Here is a 21664-nt window from a genome sequence, read left to right on the forward strand (position 1 = left end):
GTGGGTGGCGGTCCGGCGCAGGTCGGGGTCGAAGCCGAGGAGGGAGTAGACGGCAAGGGCGGCGTTGGCGGTGTGATGGCCGAGGTCGGTCAGGCGGGTGCGAACGCGCGGGTCCACTCCCGGGCACGATTCTCGAAGTGAGGCCCGAGGGTTTTCGAGTGGAAGGTGGGCGCCGAGTCCCGCCAGGCCTGGTCGGCTCGGCCGTGCTCGATCATGTCGACCAGCGGCAGGGTGATGAGCTGGTTGAAGCGGATCAAGAGATCCCCGACCGGGCCCCGACGACCTTGAGGTTCGCTGACATCCGAACTACTGTGGATGTCGTGACCGCTGTCTACGAGGAAGTCCCGTTCAGTGAGCTCCTCCACCACCCGGCGGCAACCACCCGGCGGCTCGACGAGGTACGGGCGCTACGGCTGCGCCGCCGTGGCACGGGGGACCTCGCCCTGATGCGCGTCGATCAGCTGGAACAGGACGCCGTCGTGGTCGACTTCGCCACCCGCATGCTCGCCGGCCTGGTCCACACCGGTAACGCCGCCGCCCTCCGGCAGGCATTGCCCGACGCCCTGCCCTGGACGACCTTCCTGCCACCGGAGGACGTCGACACGTTCTTCACCGAGCTGATCGGAACGGCACGTGGGGCGATGGCGCTGAACACGCTGGCTCCCATCGCGATTCTGCTGGCCCAGTGGCGGCACAGCGCCGAGATCCACGCCGATCCCGCCCTGCACGCGCTGCTCACCCGGGAACCAGACGGCGATCTCGGCCCGGTCTCCAGGCCCCCCGCCGTCGAAACCGAGTGAGCCCGAAGCGGGGCGATCGCGCCGCTGCACCGCCCACCGACGGCGAGTACGACATCCGTTTCGCCACCAGCGACGCCGCCGACGGCTGGGAACACCTCGCCCGACAAGCCCCGGGCAACCTGCGCCAAGCCTTCGACGCGATCCGATCGTCGCCGTGTGCCCGGGACAACCCGGGTCGCCACCACCGCCTCAAGGGGACCCTCGGCACCGCGACGTTCAAAGGCCAGACGCTCGAACGCTGGCAGTACGAGGTCACCAGCGGCGGACGCATCTGGTATCTGATCGACGATCAGAACCGGACCGCATGGGTGATCTACGCCGGCACCGGCCATCCCAGGGCCACCGACTGACAGTCGAACCGTCGGACAGTTGCGTTTGTTGCGGATGGGGGTGGCGGCGCTGAGCCGCGACCAAGCGGGGTGAGCCCGAAGCCCTCCCTGCTCGGCCTCGCGGAGCGGGCGGGCGGTTCCGCGGAATCTTCATCGGGGTGGATGCGTGGGAGAGCGCCTGCCTGGTCGCTCTGATGGGTTCGGCGTCCGTTTCGTCCCTACACATGGACCAGGTGGCGCCGTTCCCACGCGCACCCCCGCTCCCGGCCCCCTCCCCGGCCACGGAACGTCATCGTCGACCCGGACCGGACCGGCAAAGAACTGTGCAGACGCCGCAGCGGCAGCGACCGTGACGGTCCCGCCCCGGCAGCATTACGAGAAAGGCTTGCGGCGCCCGCAGCAACCGAACCGCAACCGAACCGTGTGTGCCCGCCCGACGGCGCAAGCGCGACGACCGTGGCACGGCGCCGCGGAACACCACGATCGTTCGCTGGGACCTCTGGCGTTCGCTTGGACCTCTGGAAGGTGATCTATAAACGATCTACAACTTCGTTGGGGTTAGCGACAACTGAGCGACAACTTGTAGGCTAAGTTGTCGCTCAAGTTGTAGATCAACTGCAAGTTGTGGGTGGTGGAACGTAGCGATGAGTCTCCAGAACGAGGTGGACGAGGCGGTCATCCGCGTCCGTCGGGCTCGTACCGACCTGCAGGCCATCGAGGTGAAGGCCGCCGAGGGCGGGCTGCCGAAATCGATCGTGGAGACGGTGTCCGCCTTCGCGAACGCCCGGGGCGGTCTGCTGATCCTCGGCCTCGACGAGGCACGTGGGTTCCAGCCGGTGGCGATCGACGCGCGAAAACTCGCCAACGATCTTGCGTCCACCTGCGCCGACCAGCTGGAACCAGCGATCCGGGCGGAGATCGACATCGGGGTGGTCGACGGACAGCCGGTCGTCGCGGCCCGCATAGACGAGCTGCCGGCTGACCGGAAGCCGTGCCAGAAGCCGTGCCACGTGAAGGCGCGCGGGCGGGAGCGGGGTTGCTACCTGCGCACCCACGACGGTGACAGGCTGCTGTCGTTCTACGAGGTGCACGTTCTGGTCGCCTCACGCGGGCAGCCGCGCGACGACCTGCTTCCCGTCCTGGAGGCGACCCCGGCGGATCTCGACGCCGACCTCGTCGCGTCGCTGCTGCGCAGGATGCGCGCCACCCGGGGCCCGCTGTTCACGAGTGTGTCGGACGACGAGATGCTGCGGCTGCTGCGGGTGCTCATCGACACCGACGACGGGGCAAGACCGAGCCTGGCGGGACTGCTGGCCCTCGGCCGTTATCCCCAGAGCTTCTATCCGCAGCTCGACGTCACCTTCGTCGCCTACCCCACCGTGACGGGCGAGCCGCTGCGGGACGGCACCCGGTTCCTCGACAACCAGTCGATAGACGGCTCGGTGCCGATCATGGTGGCCACCGCCCTGGCCGCGGTGCGGCGGAACATGAAACGACGCTCGGTGATCGTCGGGATGGGCCGGCTGGATCAGTGGGAGTATCCCGAGGAGGCGGTCCGCGAGGTCATCGCCAACGCCCTCATGCACCGCGACTATCACCCCTTGGCGCAGGGGACGCAGGTTCGGGTCGAGCTCTATCCGGATCGGCTGGTGGTGGCCAACCCGGGAGGGCTCCACGGTCCGGTCAACCAAGAGGATCTGCTGGCCGAAGCGGTCTCGTCCTCCCGGAACTCGCTGCTGGCCAAGCTCCTCGAGGATGTGGAGGTACCGGGAACAGGCCGGACGGTCTGTGAGAACCGCGGGTCGGGCCTGCTGGCCATGGCCGCGGCGCTGCGCGGAGCGGGAATCGAGCCACCCGAGCTGATCGACAACGTCCGCGAGTTCCGCGTCGTGTTCCGCAATCACAGCCTGCTGGACGACGAGGCCGTGGCCTGGCTGTCCACCATCGACACCGCGGCGCTCAGCGACCACCAGCGGCTCGGTCTCGCCTTCCTGCACCGCAACACGACGATCACCAACCAGCAGTACCGGAGTCTCACCGGATGCGATTCGGTGACCGCGTCCAAGGAGCTCACCGGCATGGCCGCGGCAGGTCTGCTGGAAAAGACCCGGGATCGCCGCTGGACCCTCTGGCGTTTTGCCGACGGACTCGGCACCGGCGGCCCCGGCGGCGCGGGTGCAGGCAGAGAACACCGACCGGCAGCGCGACAGAATCGCGTCACGGAAATCCGCGCTCTGCTCGCCGATGGTCCACGCGATACCCGTGAGATCGCGGACGCGCTGGGACTGACAACCCAGGGGGTGCTGCGCTGGCTGCACCAGATGGGCGACGTCGTGCGGACCGAACCGCGGCCCGGCCAGCGAAGCTACCGCTGGAAGCTGCGCGGCTGACGGTCCAGCGGAACCCTGATGCGGCGTTGGGTAACCAGATGATACTGATTGTTGCTGGGGAGAGGGCGCCGCCCATTGCCCCAGGACAGCAGGCGATCGGTGGCTGGGGTGAGAGTGGCGCGAACGCTGCAGGAGACGCTCAAGGAGTGCGCCGAGCGGCTGAGGCGGTACCGGCACGGGCAGCGTATCGGTGAGCAGAACACGAAGGCCAGCCTGATAGAACCCGTCATCGAGGCACTGGGCTGGGACATCCATGACCTCGACGAGGTCAACCGGGAGTACCGGTTCGGCCCGTCCGCGAACCCGGTGGACTACGCATTGCTCCTGCTGCGCAGACCCCGTCTCTTCATCGAGGCGAAGGGGCTCGGAGAGGATCTTTCCCAGCTCAGGTGGGCGACCCAGGTGCTCAGCTACGCCACGTCGGCCGGGGTGCGATGGGTGGTGCTCACGAACGGTGATGAATGGCGCATCTACAACGCGCACGCGCCGGTCCCGGTCGACCAGAAGCTCTATCGGTCGGTCAGCATATCCGCGGATCCGGGCGGCGCGGCGGACGTACTTGCCCTGCTCAGCAAGGACGCGATGAACGGCGACCGGATCGATGACCTGTGGCGCGCCGAGTTCGTCGACGGCCAGCTCCGGTCCGCCCTCGCGGAGCTCTTCGACGGCGGTGACCCGGCAGCCGAACTCGTCTCGCTGGTCCACCGGCGCACGCGGGACCTGAGCGAGGCCGACGTGCGGGCCGGGCTGATCCGGGCCCGCGCGACCTTTGACTTCCCGGCGGCCGGCTCCGCGCCCAGCGCGTCCTCCCGGCCGCCGGCCGCATCACCTCCACCATCGCCGGGCGGAGCCGGAGCCGGAGCAGCCGGCTCCTCCCCCCGACCAAGCTCGACGGTGAGCGCTACCACCGGCCCGCCCGCGTCGACCGTCGTCGCCTCGACTTCGGTTCCGGCTTCGGTTCCGACTTCGGCGACCAGTCCAGCTCGGATCACCCCCGAGGAACGGAGCCTGAAGCTGACCGACCTGCTCAATGCCGGCATCGTGCAGCCCGGAAGCACGCTGACCGCCGACTATCGCGGCGGGCGGCGCACCGCGGAGGTACTACCGGACGGGAAGGTCCGTTTCGGTGGGGAGCGGCTGTCGTTGAGTGCGGCGGGGGCGGCGGCGAAGGTTGATATCGCCGGCCCCGGTCTGCCGGATTCCGCGCGTCAGACGGACGGCTGGGAGTTCTGGAAGGCACCCGACCCGACGAGCGGGCAGCTCATCAGCCTCAGGAACCTGCGCCGAGATCTGGCCCGGTCGCTCCCTCGTCGTCCCTCCCCGTGAGGCCGACCGATCCAAGGAGGACACGGTGGATCAGAGGACACGGTGGATCAGTCGACCGAGCTTGTTTCCGGATCCTTTGCGCTGATCACGGTCAGGCCCGGCAGTCCGCCGAAGTGGCGCTCGTTTACGCTCGCCCCAGCCGGCGTGCCGCGCTCCGTAGAGCAGTTCGGCGATGGAGACAAACGTGAGCGCCTGGGTTTTGTCCCGTAGCACGGCCTCGTATCGCGTCGCGGTCGCCCGGGAGCTGGTGATTGCGGAGAAGACGTCGGTATCGATGATGACGTAGTCGCTCACTGTGGCGGCTGGCCTCCACGTGCAGACATCGCCGCGGTGAGAAAGTCGGCGTACTCCTCGTCGGTCAGCGGCTCCGACAGAGTCAGTTCGGCCAGGCTCCGCACCGGTCGTACTTTCTGTTGCGCGGCCAGCTCGTCCAGCGTGCGATGGGGGGAGCCGGGCAGCTGCTCAACCGCGCGGAGCGTGAACGTCCGGATCGCCCCACCCGCGGTCGACTCGGCGGGCCCGCGGGCGCGCACCAGCGAGCCCATCGCCGCGAGGACGTTCTCTTTGAGCTCCTCGCCAAAGGTGCACGTGATACTGCCGGTCATCGTGTCGATCCGGCAGCGCAACGAGCCTCGGGCGAAGTCCCCCATCTGCAGCCGGCCCACAATCGTCCTTTCCGCGACGCTGACCGCGTTCCGAGCGGCACGAACCCGGGCATGCAGTTCCCGGTCGAAGTGGATCGTCGTTCGCCCGCCGCGATGGATGTCCACGCCCACCAACGTCTGGTCCGCGACGCCGCCAGAGAGCTTCAACAGCCCGTCAAGGACGGGGGCGGTGAAGACCTCCGGCGCAGGCCGGCCATGGGCGATGGCGTCGAGCCCCGTCTCGAGCGCCTCCAGGGAACCGAGCAGGAGATCGTCTCCGAGCAGGGGCTCGACGATTCGTCCTACGGTCAGGACGGCGGACCCGCTCGTCAGCGCGCGTATCTCCATGCCGACGGCTTCGACGACGCGTTTCGGCCGAGGGCCGGCGGCGGGGGCGAGCCCGCTCAGGCCGAGCGCGATCCGTTCGATGGTGGCCTGGAACTCGCCGGCGATCCGCGCCAGCTCGGCCAGCGGCAGGCGGCCGCCGGTGGTCGCCGGGCCCGAGGCTCGGATGGTCAGCAGCGCATCGTCCGTCATCGGGTCACCTCCGCCCTGACGCCGACTTCCTCCATCGGATGCCCACCGTCGCATCGGGCTGACACGTAGGGATGGTGTTACTGCGAGTAGCTGGATTAACCGTAGCCGCTCGGGCGAGCCGCTGGGGCGTAGTAGGCGAACGGGATCTGTCGGACCTGCGTGGGATGGTGCCCTTACGCGAGCCGTGGTCGCGGTGTAGTCTGTGAACTCGGTACACAGGTTCGGCGTGTGGGGTGCGCTGGACCCGACCGCTTCGAGGGGGAGATGAGCCGTGGTGGCGCTGGACGGTCAGGACGCGCTGTTTCCCTCGGAGAAGGGCGCCTCGCCCTCGCTCGCCGGATCGGGGGGTGTGAGCGGGGGCGGCGCCGGTACCTCGGACGGCCCTTCGCCGGCGGAGATCCTGGACAAGCCGGTGGAGTTCGTCCCGGCGACCTCGTACGAGGTCCGGGACGCCCTCGCCGATCTCGTCCGCCGCGACCTGCTCGGACCCTGGGACGGGGAGCAGGAGGTGTTCCACCACCGGGCGATGGGGCCCCGGGAGCGGTACCTCGTGGGCATGCTCGGCCCGAAGCCCGCCCCGCGCGGAGCCCGGGAGGCAGCCGCCGCCGACACGGTGGCCGACACCGAGACGGCGGTGCAGGGCGACGCCGACACCGACCTGCCGGAGATCCTCACCCCGCAGAACCGGGGCCGGATCTGGGCCTCGTCGATGGGGCTGTCGTTCGCCGTCCCGGCCGGTCCGGCCGGGACGGCGGTCGACGTCGTCGCCGTCACCGCCACCTGGGGGCAGTACGTCCGGCGGGAGATCGAGGACGACGAGGGGCGCAAGCGCACCGCCTGGGCCCGGGAGCCGGTCGTCCACGCGAACCGGGAGATCCGCCTCGACGGCTCGCTCGGCTCCGACGCGTACCGCGTGCCGCTGGCCGGCGACGACGAGACGGGGATCTTCCTCGTGGTCGTTCTGCGCGCGCGGTCGGGCCGGCGGATCGTCGAGCTGACCCTCGTCAACGGCCAGCCGGAGCCGCCGTCGCATGCCGACACGGCCTGGCTGTTCCAACCGCGGCTCACCGTGACCGCGCTCGACGGCGAGCGCGCCGTCTTCCTGCCCGTCGACGATCCCGAGGACGGTGCCGGGGCCGACCACGCCGACCACGAGGAGCTGCACCTGCGGCTGCTCTACCGGGCGCAGCGGCGGTATGCGAACGGCCGCAACGTCGCCGTGCATCCCGCCGTCCGTGCCGGTGAGCGTCGCGCCCACCGGCTGGAGACCACCTGGCTGCCCACCTATGACGTCCCGTCGACCATCGCGCCCGCCGGCCCGGGTACCCCGCTGGAACACGTCGAACTGGCCATGGACGCCCTGGCCGTCGCCGACGCCGCGGACCTGCGCCGCGGGCTGGCCCCGCTCGCTGACGGTTACAACGCCTGGCTCGACGAGCGTGAAACGCAGGTGCCGAGCCTGCCCGAGCGGCTGCGGCCGGCCGCCCGGACGGCCATCGGCGAGGCCCGGGTGGCGGTGGGTCGCATCCGCGCCGGGATCGTCCTGCTCACCGACCCGGCCCAGCCCCGCCAGGGCGAGGCGCTGGCCGCGTTCCGGTTCGCCAACCGGGCGATGGCCGCCCAACGCCGGCACACCGCCATTGCCCGGCTGCGCGACGAGCACGGCCTGAGCTACCCCGAGGCAACCAGGAAGGTCGAGGCTGACGGGGCCAGGGCGGCGTCCTGGCGGCCGTTCCAGCTCGGGTTCGTCCTGCTCAACCTGCCGGCGTTGACCGATCCGGCCCACCCGGAGCGGGCCGCCGACGCCACCGCCGTCGTCGACCTGCTGTTCTTCCCGACCGGTGGCGGCAAGACGGAGGCCTACCTGGGGCTGACCGCCTTCACCTTCGCGATCCGCCGGTTGCAGGGCACGATCGGCACCGGGCGCGACGCCCGCTCCGGCGAGGCCGGCGTCGCCGTCCTCATGCGCTACACCCTGCGGCTGCTCACCGCCCAGCAGTTCCAGCGGGCCGCAGCCCTGGTCTGCGCCGCCGAGGTGCTGCGCCGCGCCGACGAGGCCACCTGGGGCGTGGTGCCGTTCCGGATCGGGTTGTGGGTCGGCGGTGGCGTCTCCCCGAACCGGTTCGAGGACGCCCGAGACCAGATCGCCGAGGCCCGCGAGGTGGGTAACGGCAAGCGGGCCAACGTCCTGCAGACCCTGAGCTGCCCGTGGTGCGGCACGGCGCTGGCCGCCCACACCGACGCCCACGTCGACTCCGACACCCGCCGGGTCCTGCTCTACTGCCCCAACGGCGAGACTGGTCCCAACGGCGAGACTGGTCCCAACGGCGAGGGCGCCGACGCCTGCCCGTTCTCCCGCCGGCTGTCCCCCGGGGAGGGCCTGCCGGTCCTCACGGTCGACGAGGAGATCTACCGGTACGCCCCCAGCCTCGTCATCGCCACCGTCGACAAGCTCGCCCAGCTGCCCTGGCGCGGCGAGGCCGGGATCCTGTTCGGCCGGGTGCGCGAGCACTGCCCCCGGCACGGCTACCGCCACGACGACCTCGACGCCCGCACCGGCTGCGGGTCCCGGCATCATCGCCGCGGCGACCTGCCGGCCGTGGCCAGCGAGCCGGTGCGCCGGCTGCGCCCGCCCGATCTGATCATCCAGGACGAGCTGCACCTCATCTCCGGCGCGCTCGGCACCACCGTCGGCCTGTTCGAGAGCGCCGTCGACGAGCTGTGCTCCTGGCCTGTCCCGACCGCCGCGGCGGACACCGCGGCGGGTGCCGCCGGCGGCACGACGCTCACCGGGCCGAAGATCGTCGCCTCCACCGCCACCACCAAGCGGGCCCGCGACCAGGTGCTCGGCGTGTTCGGCCGCAGCCTCGCCGTCTTCCCGCCGCAGGTGATCGACGTCGCCGACACCTTCTTCTCCCGTCAGGTCCCCGTCACCCCGGCCGAGCCGGGGCGGCGCTACCTCGGGGTGTGCGCCCACGGCGCCCGGATGAAGTCGGCGGAGATCCGGCTCGCCGAGATCCTGCTCCTCGCCGGGCAGACCCTGTTCGACCGGCACGGGGAGGCCGCGGAGGCGTACCAGACCCTCGTCGGCTACTTCAACGCCACCCGGGAACTCGCCGGCATGCGCCGCTACCTCGACGACGACGTCACCACCCGGGTGCGCACCCACGGCACGCGCAAGGGGCTGTCCAACCGCATCGTCCCGGCCTCCGGCATGCTCACCATCTCCGAACTCACCTCCCGGGTGTCCTCGGCGGACATCAGCGACGTGCTGAAGCGGCTGGAGATCGCCTTCGATCCCGACCTCGACACCTCCACCCGGCGGCAGGCGATCGCCGACAACTGGCGGGACGTGTACCGCGCCCGGGACAGTCGGGCCCGGGAGCGGCCGGCCGGCCATCCGGTGGCCGAGCGAGCCCGGGCCCGCCAGGACCGGATCCCCGTCGACGTGGTCCTCGCGACCTCGATGCTGCAGGTCGGCGTCGACGTCTCCCGGTTCGGGCTGATGGCCGTCATCGGGCAGCCGAAGAACACCGCGGAGTACATCCAGGCGTCGTCGCGGGTCGGCCGCGACGCGGCGCGGCCCGGGCTCGTCGTCACCCTCTACAACTGGGCGCGGCCCCGCGACCTCGCCCACTACGAGGACTTCGAGCCTTACCACGCCAGCTTCTACCGGCAGGTCGAGGCCCTGTCGGTCACCCCGTTCACCCGGCGCTCGCTCGACCGCACCGCCACCGGCACGTTCGTCGCCGCGCTGCGGCACCTCGACGACGCGAACACCCGCAACACCGACGCGCACGCCGTGGACCTCGCCGGCCCGGTCGCCACCGGCCTGATCAACCGGCTGTTGGCCCGGGCGGAGGCCGTCGCCGGCCCGCGCGGTGCGGAGTACCTCGGCGAGCGGCTGCGGGAACTCGTCGACCGCTGGCAGCTGATGATGACGGGGCCGACCCGGCTCGGCTACCGCAAGAGCGGTGGGCCGCAGAAGGTCACCGGCCTGCTGGAGCCGGCCGGCCACGGCCGCTGGGAGGTCCTCACCGTCGCCCAGTCGATGCGGGAGACCGAAAACGAGATCAACCTCCTCGTCCCCGGCGCGGACGAGATCTACAGTTCCGCCTACGGGGAACCGGGATGGAGCTTCGGGGCGCCACCGGACGCGGACGCCGACATCGGTGAGAACGACCGGGACTCCGAAGCCCGGGACCCCGAAGCCCGGGACCCCGACGATGCTCCGGTCGGCGACGAACTCGGGGAGACCCGGCTGGCCCCGGCGCGGGCCCGGCAGGGGAGGGGTATCTGATGGCCACCAGGTTCCACCGGCGTGTCGGCGCGGTCCGGCCGAGCCATCTGATGTTCACCAGCGGGGTCGGCGCCCTCGTCGACCTGCCGAGCTTCTCCGCCCTGGTCCGCGGGCTCGACGACTGGGATTACCGCAACGTCCCCGAGTACGAGCCGATCGCCGAGCCCCGGCTGCTCGCCGCCGTGCGCCGGGTGTACGACCGCACCGTCACCGAGCTGCGGCCGGCCCCCTGGGCGGAGACCGACCCCGGCGACCGCAGCGGCCAGGGTGCCCGGATCGGCGTGCCGACCACGCCGTTCCCGAACTGGCTGCGCTGCACCGCCTGCAACGAGCTCGACGTGATCGCCTCGCGGACCTTCATGTTCGAGAACCCGTGGCTGCACCGTCCGCAGGACGCCCGCTTCTTCCACGAGGTGTGCGGCCGCAAGAAGTCGGGCCGCCGGCCGCTGGCCGTGGCCGCGCGCTTCGTGCTGGCCTGCACCGCCGGGCATCTCGACGACTTCCCCTACGTGATGTTCGTCCACCGGGGCGGCGAATGTGGGAAGGCGAGCCACCCGCGGCTGCGGATGGAGGACCGAGGCGGCAACCTCGGGGCCAACGTCGAGATCCGGTGCGTCAACTGCGACGCGCGGCGCAACATCCGGGACGCGATGGGCCGCCGCGGCGCGGCGAACCTGCCCCACTGCCGGGGCCGTCACCCGCACCTGGGAACGTTCGCCGACGACGGCTGCCGAGCCGAATCCCGGCTACTGGTTGTCGGCGCGTCCAATCAGTGGTTCGCCCAGACGCTGTCGGTGCTCTCCGTTCCCCGCACCGGCGCCAGCGAGCTGGTGGCCAAGGTCGAGCAGCACTGGGAGCAACTGAGCCAGATCCCCGGCGAGACGATGATGGGGTTCTCCCGGTCGGTGATGCCGGTGTTCCGCCAGCTGGAGCGGTGGACCGACGCCGAGGTCTGGGCCGCGGTCGAGCGGCATCGGGCGGCGCTGGGCGCGGCTGACGGCGACGGCGCCGAGGAGGGCGACGAACGGGGCTACCCGGATCTGCGCACCCCCGAATGGGACATCTTCTCCTCGGGGGTGCTTCCGGAGCCCAGCGACGATTTCGCCCTGCGCCGCGATCCGGACGGGGTGCCGCCCCGGCTGGTCCGCTTCTACGCCGACGTCGTGCAGGCCGAGCGGCTGCGGGAGGTGCGGGCGCTGACCGGGTTCACCCGGCTCGACGCCCCCGACCCGGACGATCCCGACCTTGTCATCCGGGCCCCCCTGACCCGTGGGCCGGCCACCTGGGTGCCGGCCAGCGAGGTCCGCGGCGAGGGCATCTTCCTGCGGGTACCCGAGGAGATCCTCGGCCCGTGGGTGGCCCGGGTCGCCGACAGCACGCAGATGCGCGAGCACCGCGACGCGTACAGCCGCTTCCGCGTGAACCGCTACTCGGATCGGATTGCCGGCGACTTCGACCCGATGCAGGGCTGGCCCGGGGAGCGGTTCATCGCCCTGCACTCCCTGTCCCACCTGCTGATCCGGACCATCGCCCTGGAGTGCGGGTACAGCTCGGCGAGCCTGAGCGAGCGCATCTACGCCGGCTCCGACGACGATCCCCGCGGCGGCATCCTCATCTACACCGCCGTCCCCGACGCCGAGGGCACCCTGGGCGGGCTGGTGTCCCTCGCCGAACCCGACCAGCTCCTTCGGCTCACCCGCCGGGCCCTGGCCGACGCCCGGCACTGCTCGTCGGACCCGCTGTGCGCCGAACGCCTGCCGTATGCACCCGCCGACTTCCTGCACGGCGCCGCCTGCCACGTCTGCCTGTTCGTCTCCGAGACGACCTGCGAGCGCGGTAACCGGTTCCTCGATCGCCGCTTCGTTGTTCCTCTCGGCGACAGCCCGCAGTACCGAGACCTCGCCCTGTTCGACGAGCTGCCGTAAGGGCGGAGATCCATGATGATCGAGAATCCCGGTGAGCGTGCACAGGTGATCGGCGTCGATGGCACCGTCTGAACCGGGCCGGGTGGGCGACTTTGCGGCGGCGGTCGCCGACGCCGTAAGCATTCTGGGCCCGGCCCGGCTGGGTGAGCTCGCCGATCGGATCGGCCCGCGACCGGCCCCGCCCGGGGCTGCCGTGGGAGAGCCTGGGTGGGAGGAAACGGTGATCGCCGCCGTCGCCGGGCCGGCCGCCCGGGACGCCGTCCGGGCGGTCCTGCGCGCCCGCCGAGCCGAGGAGATCGCCCTGGCGGAGGCTGCCGCCTACCTGCACGGGGTCAGCGCCGGTTATGCCGGGCGGGCCGCCGAGACACGGGTGGAGTCGGTGTGGAGCGGACCGAGTAGCCGTGAGGTGCCGGTCCGGGCGACCGCCCGGGTGCTGATGGACCTGGTCTCCGAGGCCACGATGGAGCTGATGCTCATGACCTACGCGGCGCGCCCCTACCCGCCGCTGCTGACCGCGCTGAGCGCCGCGACAGAGCGGGGGGTGGCGGTCAGCGTCGTCGTCGAGACCCTCCAGGGGGCCGGCGGCGGACTGGCCGGCAGCGAGCCGGCGGCCGCGTTCGCGAGCGTGCGCGGGGTGCAGCTGTGGCACTGGCCGACCGGGCGCCGGGGGCACCCCGGCGCCCGGATGCACGCCAAGATCGCTGTCGCCGACCGGCGGGCGCTGCTGGTGTCGAGCGCCAACCTGACCTCCTCGGGCGTCGAGGAGAACATCGAGGCCGGTCTGCTCGTCCGGGGCGGGGCGCCCCCGCGCCGAGCTGCCGAGCACCTCGCCGCGTTGCAGACGAGCGGCGTGTTGGCCCGCCTCCTTCCCGGCACCGAGCCGGCGGCGGGAAGCTGAGCGATGCCGAACGGTAGCGACGTCTCGGCCACGGTCACCGCATCCGACATCGCCCGCCTCGCCGGTGTGGGCCGCGCGGCCGTCAGCAACTGGCGGCGCCGGTTCATCGATTTCCCGCAGCCGGTCGGCGGCACCTCCACCAGTCCGCTGTTCGCGCTGACGGCGGTGGAGGACTGGTTCGACCGGCATGACCGCCCGTTCCGCGTCGAGGTCGGCGACCGGGTCTGGCAGCAGATCCGCGGGACCGTCGACGATCCCCGGCTGGGTGAGCTGGTCGGGCACCTGGGCGGCTTCCTGCTCCATCACCAGCGGGACCGGGACGCGGCGATCGGGTTGCTCGGGGAGCCCGACGCCGCGGCCGCTCGACTGCTGGGGTCGGCGATCGAGCGAGCCGCGCCGGACCTTCCCGTCGGCTTTCCACCGACCTGGGAGCCGGCCTGGGTGCCGGTCGCCCGGTCCGCGGCCGCCGCTGCCGACCGGGACGGGCACGGTGCGCTCTTCGAGGTTCTGCGGGTCCGCTATCGCGAGGTGTACTCCCGGCAGGTGGCAGAGACCCCGCCCGCCGTCGCGGAACTGATGGTCGGACTCGCCGGCCTGAGGGGGAGGTCCGGGAAACTCACCGTCCTCGACTCCGCCTGCGGGGTCGGTGGGCTGCTGGAGGCGGCGCGGGCCGTGGGCGTCCGCCGGCTACTCGGCCAGGACATCGATCCGACGGCGGCCCGGATCACCGCCGCGGGGCTGCTGCTGCATGGCGTCGGCGTACGGATCGTCGCGGCGGACTCCCTGCTGGCGGATGCCTTCGGCGGGGAGCGGGCCGACGTCGTGCTGTGCGGGCCGCCGTCCGGCCAGCGGTCCTGGCCCCACGACGAGCTGGTCGACTCGCCCTGGTGGAGCTACGGGCTGCCGCCGCGGGGCGAGCCGGAACTGGCCTGGGTCCAGCACTGCCTGGCCCACGGCCGGCGCGGAGCGCCGGTGCTGGTCCTCATGCCGGCCGCCGCCGCATCCCGACCCGCTGGGCGGCGGATCAGGGCGAATCTGCTGCGGGCCGGGGCGCTGCGGGCCGTGCTGGGGCTGCCACCAGACCTGTTCGGCGCCGGCTCTGCGCCGGACCTGTGGGTGCTGCGGGTGCCCGGCGACGACGCGCCCCCCGCCCAGGTGCTCATGGGCCTGGCGAGCACCGATCCGAGCGCGGTCGAGAGGGCCTGGTCGTCGTTCACCGGCTCGGCCGCGGTAGGCGAGCCGGGTAAGGTGATCGAACCGGGTGGAGCGAGCCTGCCGCCCGGATTCCGGCGGATGCCGGTCGCCGACCTGCTCGACGGCGAGGTTGACCTGAATCCGCGGCGCCACGTCCCGGTGTATCCGGACAGCGTCATCGAGCGCGAGTTCCCGGCAGTGCGCGAGGAGTTCCTGGCCGCGTTGTCGTCGCTGTCGGCGTTAACGTCGAGTATCACGCCGCCGGGCATGCCATCGCCGTCGGGCATGTCATCGCCGGCCGAAGCATCCGACGCCGGCTCGGAACCCGCGGTGGCGTCCGAAACAACCGGCGCGACGCAACCGGCCTGGGTCACGGTGGGAGAGTTGGCGAAGGGCGGAGCGCTGACGGTGCTGACGGCCCCGCTGCAGACTAGAACCGACGGTGGCGACCTGCCGTTGCTCACCGCCGCCGACGTGCGGCGCGGCCGGGGAGCGTCCGGTCGAACCGGCGAACTTCCCGGAATGCTGCTGCTCCGATCCGGAGATGTGGTCTGCGCGGTCGCGGTGGGAGGGATCGCGGCCGAGGTGATCGATGAGGTGGGCGCCGTGCTCGGGCCGAAGGTTGCGCTCCTGCGTGTCGATCCCGACCGTCTCGATCCACATTTTCTGGCGGGCAGCCTGCGGACCGCGGGCTATCGGGTGGCCGGGGGACCGGGCGTCGGCGATGAGGACGGGGGCAGCAGCCGGTCGGGTTCGACGTTGTCGCGGCCTGACCTGCGTCGGGTCCGTATTCCCGCGCTGGCACTGACCGTCCAGCGGGAGTTGGGGGCGGACTTCCGCCGGCTCGGGCGGCTGGCGAGATCGGTGCGCGAGGCGGCCGAACTGGGCGAGGAGATCATTCGGGTCGGCTACCTCGGTGTAGCCGATGGCCGGCTGCGGGCCTGTGGTGACCCCGATTCTCGGTAATGCCGGCTCCTACCCGGCGAATATTTTTCGATGGGAGTATGGTTCCAAGCCGTCTATGGGGAAAGGCTGGTCGGGGGCGCGATGGCCGGACGTTGGATGATCGACCGGCGGTACGAGCTGGAGGCTCTGCCGTTGGCCAAAGGCGGAATGGGTGAGGTCTGGGTCGGCCGGGATGTGAAACTCGACCGGGAGATCGCCGTGAAGTTCGTCCGTTTTCCCGATGGCCGGCCCGACGAGGAGCTCGTTCGTCGTTTCATCCGTGAATCGCGAATAACCGCCCGGCTGGTGCATCCGGGGGTTCCCGCCGTCTACGACGCGGGCACCCACGAGGGGCGGCCCTACCTGGTCATGCAGCGGGTACATGGGATCAGCGTCGCCGATCTCGTCGCCGAGCAGGGAGCGCTGCCGATCGGGTGGGCGGCGGCCATCGCGGCCCAGGCCGCCGCAGTGCTGACTGTCGCGCATCGGGCGTCCCTTGTCCACCGCGATCTCAAGCCGGCGAACCTGATGCTGGAGCCGGACGGCACGGTGAAGGTGCTCGACTTCGGCCTCGCGGTCGCACTCGACCGCACCGACCTGTCGAAGATCACCTTGACCGGGCAGCATCTCGGCAGTCCCGCCTACATGGCCCCGGAGCAGGTGCTCGCCGGGCTCAGCGCGCCGGCTACCGACCTGTACGCGCTGGGCGCGACCCTGTTCGAGATGCTGACCGGCCGGCGGCTCTTCGCCGGGTCGTCGTCCTACTCGGTGATGCATCAGCAGGTCGAGGAAGTCCCGGCGCGGGTCAGCACCCTGCGCGCCGACGTTCCCTCGGGTCTCGACGGGCTGGTCGCCGACCTGCTGCGCAAGACGCCGGAGGAACGCCCGCCCGGGGCGGAGGCGGTGTACGAGGCGCTGATCGGCTGGATGGCGGACCTGGTTCCTCTTCCCGGAATCGTCGATCCCGCCGCGGACAACACGGTCCGGATGTACAACCGGATCACCGCCCGCGTGCATCCTCCCGTGCCGGGTCCTGACCTGCCGGGTCCTGACCTGCCGGGTCCTGGCGTCATGGAACCGGCACGGTCGGACGCGATGACCGTGCCGCAGGGGCGGTCGTCGCCCGCCGACGGGATTGACCAGGTCGAGCTTCGCCGGGCCCGGGATGAGGCCCGCTCGCTGGCCCGCTCCTCCCGATACAGCCAGGCCACCGCGATCCTGGGGGAGGCCGTCGATCGGGCCGGCCGGGCGCTGGGCACCGACAGCGCCGACGTGCTCGCGCTTCGTCTCGAGCTCGCCGAGCTGTTGTTCGAAGGGGGTGACTTCCGCCAGGCTGTCGGCGAGTATGAACGGCTGGTCATCGACCTCGCCCGCCGGGACGGTCGGAACAGCGAACGGCTGCTGCTCGCGCGCCTGCGGGAGGCGACCTGCCGGGCTCTGATCGGCGACACGCCGCGGGCGCTGGAGCAGCTCGGGGCGCTGCTACCCGACGAGACCCGGGTGTTCGGCGCGGACGATCCCCGCGTCCTCGAGCTGCGCCGCCAGATCGGGCTGTTGCAGCTCGGGGCCGGCCATCGGGCCGCCGCAGCCGAGAGCCTCGCTGCGCTGCTCGCCGACCTGCTGCGGGTCTGGGGACCGGAGCACCCGATGGTGCCCGTGGTCCGGGAGCTGCTCGCCGGCGCGGATGGCACTGCGGCGGCCCGTTGAGCCCGCCGGCTCGCGGACGGGGAGCGCGGGGCAGCGAACTTTGCGGAATCGACGGGAGACGGTGGCGTGGCGCGGCTCGGGATCGACAAGGAGTTCCTGCTCGGATTTGCGGCCCTGGAGAAACAGGTGCAGAACCGGGTGCTCGACGTGTTCGCCAAGTTCGAGGCGGCGACCCACGCCGGTCTTCATCTAGAGAAGATCGGGAACGCAGGTGACAACCGGTTCCGGTCGATCCGCATCGACAAGTTCTGGCGGGGCGTGGTCCTCGAGCCGGAAAAAGGCGATACCTACACGCTGCTGAAGGTGTTGCCGCATGACGACGCCTACGCCTGGGCCCAGCGGCGTCGCGTTTCGATCAATGCGGCGACGGGACGGATCGAGATCCGTGATGTGGTCGCGATCGACGCGACGCTTCCGGAGCTGACCAGACGGGCCGAGCAGGTCCCCAGCAGGCTGTTCGCCGACGTGGCGGACAAGGACCTGCGCCGGCTCGGCATCGACGAGCAGACGCTGGCCTTCGCCCGGGTGCTGACGGATGTGCGGCAGCTCGAGATGGCGCGCGGCTTCCTTCCCCCGAACCAGTGGGACGCGCTGTTCGGCCTGGCGGCGGGGATGACTCTGGAGGAGGTGTGGGCCGAGATCGGGGCCGCGTCCGAGGCGGACCGGGCGTCCTTCGACGCCGATGACGTGGTTGCCGCGGTCGAGCGCAGCGCGGATCGGGTGGTCCTCGTGGACGGGCCAGAGGAACTGCTGGAGGTGTTCCGGCACCCGTTTGCCCTGTGGCGGGTGTATCTGCACCCGACTCAGCGTCGCATCGCTCGGGCTCGCTTTCGGGGGCCGGCCCGGGTGACCGGCGGACCGGGGACCGGGAAGACCGTCGTGGCCCTGCACCGCGCGCGCGATCTCGCCTCGCAGGGGGTCGGTCGGGTGCTCCTGACCACCTTCACCTCGACGATGAGCGACTCGCTGGCCGCGGATCTCGACCTGCTGGTCCACGATCCGCTAATGCGTGATCGGATCACCGTTGCAACGGTGAACAAGATTGCCTACGAGATCTTTCGGGCCTGGCAACCTCAGCCGACCATCCTGACCGACGCTGAGGAACGGGCTGTGTGGAGTACCGTCGCTCGCGGCCTCGGCCTCCCCTTCTCCGGGAGCTTTCTTTCGGAGGAATGGCGGCAGGTCATCCTCGCGCAGGAGATCCTCAACGAGGTGGGGTATCAGAAGGCGCGCCGGGCCGGGCGGGGCCGCCCGCTCGGGCCGCGCCAGCGAGCTCAGGTGTGGGCCGCCTGGCAGCAGTTCGATCGAGAACTGCGCGCCTCCGGCCGGTGGACTCACGAGATGATCTGCGTCGAGGCGGCGCGTCTGCTGGAACGGGCACCGCAACGGCCATACCGGCATGTGGTGATCGACGAGGCGCAGGACCTCAGCCCGGTGCAATGGCGCTTCCTGCGGGCGGCGGTCGAGCCAGGCGCGGACGACTTCTTCCTCGCCGGCGATGCCCATCAGCGCATCTACCACAACCGCGTGAGCCTGAGGGAGCTCGGCATCCAGGTGGTCGGCCGGTCCGCGCGGCTGACGGTGAACTATCGGACGACCGCGGAGATCCTCGCCTGGAGCCTGGGCATGCTGCGCGGCGAACCGATCGACGACCTGGACGGCGGCCTGGACTCGGTGGCCGGCTACCGGTCGGAGATCCATGGTCCCGTGCCCCGGCTACAGGGCTTCGCGACCTGGAACGATGAGATCCGGGAGGCCGCCGAACAGGTGCGAGCCTGGATACGGGCCGGCGTGGCGCCGGACGAGATCGGCGTCGCCGTGCGTTCCAACAAGCTCGCCGAGTCCTTGCTGCCCGCCCTGCATCGGCTGGGCGTGCCCGCGCGGCTGCTGGCCCGGCTGCCCGAGCAGCAGCCTGCGCAGATCGAACAGGCCGGAGGCCCGGAGGTTGCGGTCGGCACCATGCACCGGATGAAGGGGCTGGAGTTCCGGTGCCTGACGGTTCTTGGCGTCGGCGAGCGCCAGGTTCCCGCGCCGAGCGCGGTCACGCCAGTCGGGGAAGACGAAATCGCGCACGCCCAGGACGTCCAGCGGGAGCGCTGCCTGCTCTTCGTCGCGTGCACCCGGGCACGGGAGGAGCTGTACGTCTCCTGGCATGGCACCCAGAGCCCGTTCCTCGCCCAGGTTGGCCCGGCGGTCCGCTCCGCGTGATCCGCCGCCCTGGGCCGTTACGACTGGTGTTGAGAGCGGGAGTTGAGCGTGGGCGCCTCGGTAAGAGGTTGGTCCACGCCCGATGACCGCAGGACATCGAACTCGTAGACAATCCGCCCGTCGTTGATCATTACCTTGCGGAAAGCCTCCTCGTCGTACTCGGTTCCGAAGAATTCGATCGGCCCCGCCGGCCGCCCTCGGATCTTGCGGAACAGGCGGACATTCGCGTCTATCCCCTCCTGCCCGTCGATGATTTTCACGGTTGTCTCGAGCGAACGGTAGCCGTGGCCGGGTGAGAACACGAACAGCGTCGACCGGGGATCGCGCAGCAGCCGACGAGTACGGGCCCGGTCGACGGTACCGGTACTCCACAACCTGCCGTCGACGAGCGCCACGATCACCCGCGCCGCCTTCGCCGTGCCGTCAGTGGTCGTGGTGATCATTGCGGCGGAGGGATTCTTTTCGATGAAAGCGATGTCCACGGGGGAGAGCGTCACGAGGGGAACCGCTCACTCTTCTGGGCGAGGTAGACGGCGTTGCGTGGTGCGTCGGTGAGGGTGGCATCGGAGGTGCGCGGCACCAGTCCCAGGACAGCCAGCGGCATGCTGGTCATATCGAAGCCTTTCCGTATCGGCAGACGTCGCACGAGCGGCGGGCGCCGGGGCACCCGCCGCGGAGGAGAGCGCCGGCCGGCAAGCCGGGGCCCAGCGACTGGGGCGCATGACCCGTACACTGGTTTTCCTATCAGCCCGGTAGGGAAGAGTCACCAGCTTGAGTCGAAAGTGAGCGAGAGGTCCACGGTGGCCACTCGCTTGCGGTCGGATGCCGCCGCAAACCGGGCCAACGATTCTCGAGGTGGCGCGGGCAGCCTTCGCGGAGCAGCTGGCGGCCTGCGCGCACATACTCGACCTGGCGCTGGCCGACCCGGACCCATGGCGAGGGTAGCGTTTCGCTCGGACCGGGCCGCACCATTGGCCCCACCCCTACAAATCCCTCTCGATCTGCCCGGCTCTCGCCAGTCATGATCGTGTGATTCGTGATGCCGCTTGGAACCGGCACCGAGCTGACTGACCTCGGGGAGCGGATACGCGCCGCACGGCGACGGCCGAAGGGTAGGCCGCGGGCGTAGCCCCTGGCCACCGGACCCACTCCGGGCCGGACGGCCAGACAAACGTCGTCCGGCGCGGCCCGTCGTCGGCGGCAAGCCCGAGATCGTGGACAGTTGGCTGGTTGGGTTTCCGTGGCCCTTTCATCCACTGGATGACGGCCGGGCACCGTGCAGGCGGAGCGGGATGCCCTGATAGGGCCTTATCTGTCCTCGTCGGGGCTTTGCCGGATGCCGGGTGACAGTTTTGTCGGCCGTTGGGCGGGAGCGGGGAGTGCCGGTTCTCCCGGCCGACGCCTCCGGATCCCGCGACGCCGGCCCAGGGAGAATCGGACGGACTCGGACGATCGAACTCGGACGAGGTGACATCCGCACCCGTGCTCGGGCCCGATGAGGTGGAACCGATGACCTGCAGCATCGCGGACGCCGGCGTCGCGACGGAGACTGCCGCGGTCGACCGGCACGGCTCGCCGCTGCGTGCGGCGGACCCGGTGGCGATCGGCGATTTTCGGGTCCTGCGCCTGCTCGGTGAGGGCGGCATGGGGACGGTCTATCTGGGCGAGTCGTCGACCGGCCGGCTAGTCGCCATCAAAGTCATTCGTCCGGAATATGCCAGCGAGGCGGAGTTCCGCGAGCGTTTTCGCCGGGAGACGACCCATGCCCGGCAGGTCGCCGGATTCTGCACCGCCGAGGTGCTGGACGCGTGTCCGGACGCCGAATTTCCGTATTTGGTCACCGAGTTCGTTCCCGGACCGACCCTCAGCAAGGCGGTGGCGGCCGGCGGTCCGCTGTCGCCCGCCGATCTGGAACGCCTCGGTATCGGGGTGGCGTCGGCGTTGACCGCGATCCACGCGGCCGGCATTGCACACCATGACCTCACCCCGTCGAATGTTCTGCTGCATCCCGCGGGGCCGCGGGTGATTGATTTCGGCATCGCGAACGCCCTCGGGACGACCGCGCCGGCCGACGATGACGCCGTGTGGATCGGCACGCCCGGGTACATGGCGCCGGAGCAGGCCCACAGTGATCAGATCGGCGCGGCGGCGGACGTGTTCGCCTGGGCGGGGGTGATGGCTTTCGCCGCGACCGGCCGGCCCCCCTTCGGGGAGGGCGCGCCCGACGTGTTGCTGCACCGGACGCTGCACGAGGAACCCGACCTGTCCGGCCTGCCGGTCGGGATGATCGATATGGTCCGACGCGCGTTCCAGAAGGAACCAGACGCCCGGCCGACCGCGGGTGAGGTGCTGTTGGGCCTGCTCGGCGGCACGGAGGCGGAGGACGACTCGGAGCCGGCCGTCGCCCGGGCCCTCGACGGTTGGCGCTCTCCGACCGTGCTGCCGATGCCCCCCGAAGCCC

The 21664-nt window shown here is 71.0% G+C and carries 15 protein-coding genes; 11 read left to right on the forward strand and 4 right to left on the reverse strand.

Features of this window, described 5'->3' with window-relative positions:
• Positions 1 to 89: 89 nt before the first annotated feature.
• A complete protein-coding gene (locus NBZ85_RS09095; protein ID WP_261561779.1) occupies positions 90 to 257 on the reverse strand; it encodes a hypothetical protein in 168 nt (55 codons plus the stop codon).
• A 63-nt stretch (positions 258 to 320) separates the two neighbouring features.
• Here NBZ85_RS09095 and NBZ85_RS09100 point away from each other — a divergent pair, with 63 nt between their 5' ends.
• The 4 genes from NBZ85_RS09100 (at position 321) to NBZ85_RS09115 (ending at position 4845) form a co-directional block, all read left to right on the forward strand.
• Entirely contained in the window at positions 321 to 800 is a 480-nt protein-coding gene (locus tag NBZ85_RS09100) for a hypothetical protein (RefSeq protein WP_261555911.1), read from the forward strand.
• Positions 797 to 1150 carry a hypothetical protein gene (locus NBZ85_RS09105; RefSeq protein WP_261561780.1) on the forward strand — a complete coding sequence of 118 codons (354 nt, stop codon included), beginning with the start codon at positions 797 to 799 and terminating at the stop codon, positions 1148 to 1150. The genes NBZ85_RS09100 and NBZ85_RS09105 overlap by 4 nt, the downstream gene beginning before the upstream one ends.
• Before the next feature lie 623 nt (positions 1151 to 1773).
• Positions 1774 to 3519, forward strand: a complete 1746-nt coding sequence (locus NBZ85_RS09110) for an ATP-binding protein (RefSeq protein ID WP_261555908.1) — start codon at positions 1774 to 1776, stop codon at positions 3517 to 3519.
• Between the two features lie 108 nt (positions 3520 to 3627).
• Positions 3628 to 4845, forward strand: coding sequence for a restriction system modified-DNA reader domain-containing protein (locus NBZ85_RS09115; RefSeq protein WP_261561781.1), 1218 nt, complete (start codon positions 3628 to 3630; stop codon positions 4843 to 4845).
• 30 nt (positions 4846 to 4875) lie between these two features.
• Here the strand turns inward: NBZ85_RS09115 and NBZ85_RS09120 are convergent, their stop codons facing one another.
• Together NBZ85_RS09120 and NBZ85_RS09125 are read right to left on the reverse strand one after the other, a co-directional pair.
• Positions 4876 to 5139, reverse strand: a complete 264-nt coding sequence (locus tag NBZ85_RS09120; protein WP_261555905.1) for a PIN domain-containing protein — start codon at positions 5137 to 5139, stop codon at positions 4876 to 4878.
• On the reverse strand, positions 5136 to 6026 hold the full coding sequence (locus NBZ85_RS09125; protein ID WP_261561782.1) for a hypothetical protein: 891 nt from the start codon (positions 6024 to 6026) through the stop codon (positions 5136 to 5138). Before NBZ85_RS09125 ends, NBZ85_RS09120 begins: the two co-directional genes overlap by 4 nt.
• Before the next feature lie 274 nt (positions 6027 to 6300).
• On the opposite strand from NBZ85_RS09125, the gene drmA reads away from it, so the two are divergent.
• From drmA to NBZ85_RS09155, 6 genes are all read left to right on the forward strand, one after another.
• Positions 6301 to 10326 carry a DISARM system helicase DrmA gene (gene drmA / locus NBZ85_RS09130; protein WP_261561783.1) on the forward strand — a complete coding sequence of 1342 codons (4026 nt, stop codon included), beginning with the start codon at positions 6301 to 6303 and terminating at the stop codon, positions 10324 to 10326.
• The gene (gene drmB, locus NBZ85_RS09135; protein ID WP_261561784.1) at positions 10326 to 12251 is read left to right on the forward strand and encodes a DUF1998 domain-containing protein; all 1926 of its coding nucleotides are present in this window, start codon (positions 10326 to 10328) and stop codon (positions 12249 to 12251) included. The genes drmA and drmB overlap by 1 nt, the downstream gene beginning before the upstream one ends.
• A 58-nt stretch (positions 12252 to 12309) precedes the next feature.
• Positions 12310 to 13149 carry a DISARM system phospholipase D-like protein DrmC gene (gene drmC / locus NBZ85_RS09140; protein WP_261555899.1) on the forward strand — a complete coding sequence of 280 codons (840 nt, stop codon included), beginning with the start codon at positions 12310 to 12312 and terminating at the stop codon, positions 13147 to 13149.
• Positions 13150 to 13152: 3 nt separating this feature from the next.
• The gene (locus tag NBZ85_RS09145) at positions 13153 to 15309 is read left to right on the forward strand and encodes an HsdM family class I SAM-dependent methyltransferase (protein WP_261555897.1); all 2157 of its coding nucleotides are present in this window, start codon (positions 13153 to 13155) and stop codon (positions 15307 to 15309) included.
• 96 nt (positions 15310 to 15405) lie between these two features.
• Positions 15406 to 16995: a serine/threonine-protein kinase gene (locus tag NBZ85_RS09150; protein ID WP_261561785.1), complete on the forward strand. Its 1590-nt coding sequence runs from the start codon at positions 15406 to 15408 to the stop codon at positions 16993 to 16995.
• Between the two features lie 66 nt (positions 16996 to 17061).
• Positions 17062 to 19203, forward strand: coding sequence for a UvrD-helicase domain-containing protein (locus NBZ85_RS09155; RefSeq protein WP_261555894.1), 2142 nt, complete (start codon positions 17062 to 17064; stop codon positions 19201 to 19203).
• Between the two features lie 17 nt (positions 19204 to 19220).
• Here NBZ85_RS09155 and NBZ85_RS09160 read toward each other — a convergent pair whose 3' ends face one another.
• Positions 19221 to 19700 (reverse strand): pyridoxamine 5'-phosphate oxidase family protein, encoded by a 480-nt coding sequence (locus tag NBZ85_RS09160; protein WP_261555892.1) that lies wholly within the window; start codon positions 19698 to 19700, stop codon positions 19221 to 19223.
• A gap of 1012 nt (positions 19701 to 20712) precedes the next feature.
• Here NBZ85_RS09160 and NBZ85_RS09165 point away from each other — a divergent pair.
• Positions 20713 to 21664: serine/threonine-protein kinase (locus NBZ85_RS09165; RefSeq protein ID WP_261561786.1), on the forward strand; the 952-nt coding region annotated here is incomplete at its 3' end.

Source organism: Frankia tisae (genome assembly GCF_025403405.1).
Classification (GTDB): Bacteria; Actinomycetota; Actinomycetes; order Frankiales; family Frankiaceae; genus Frankia; species Frankia tisai.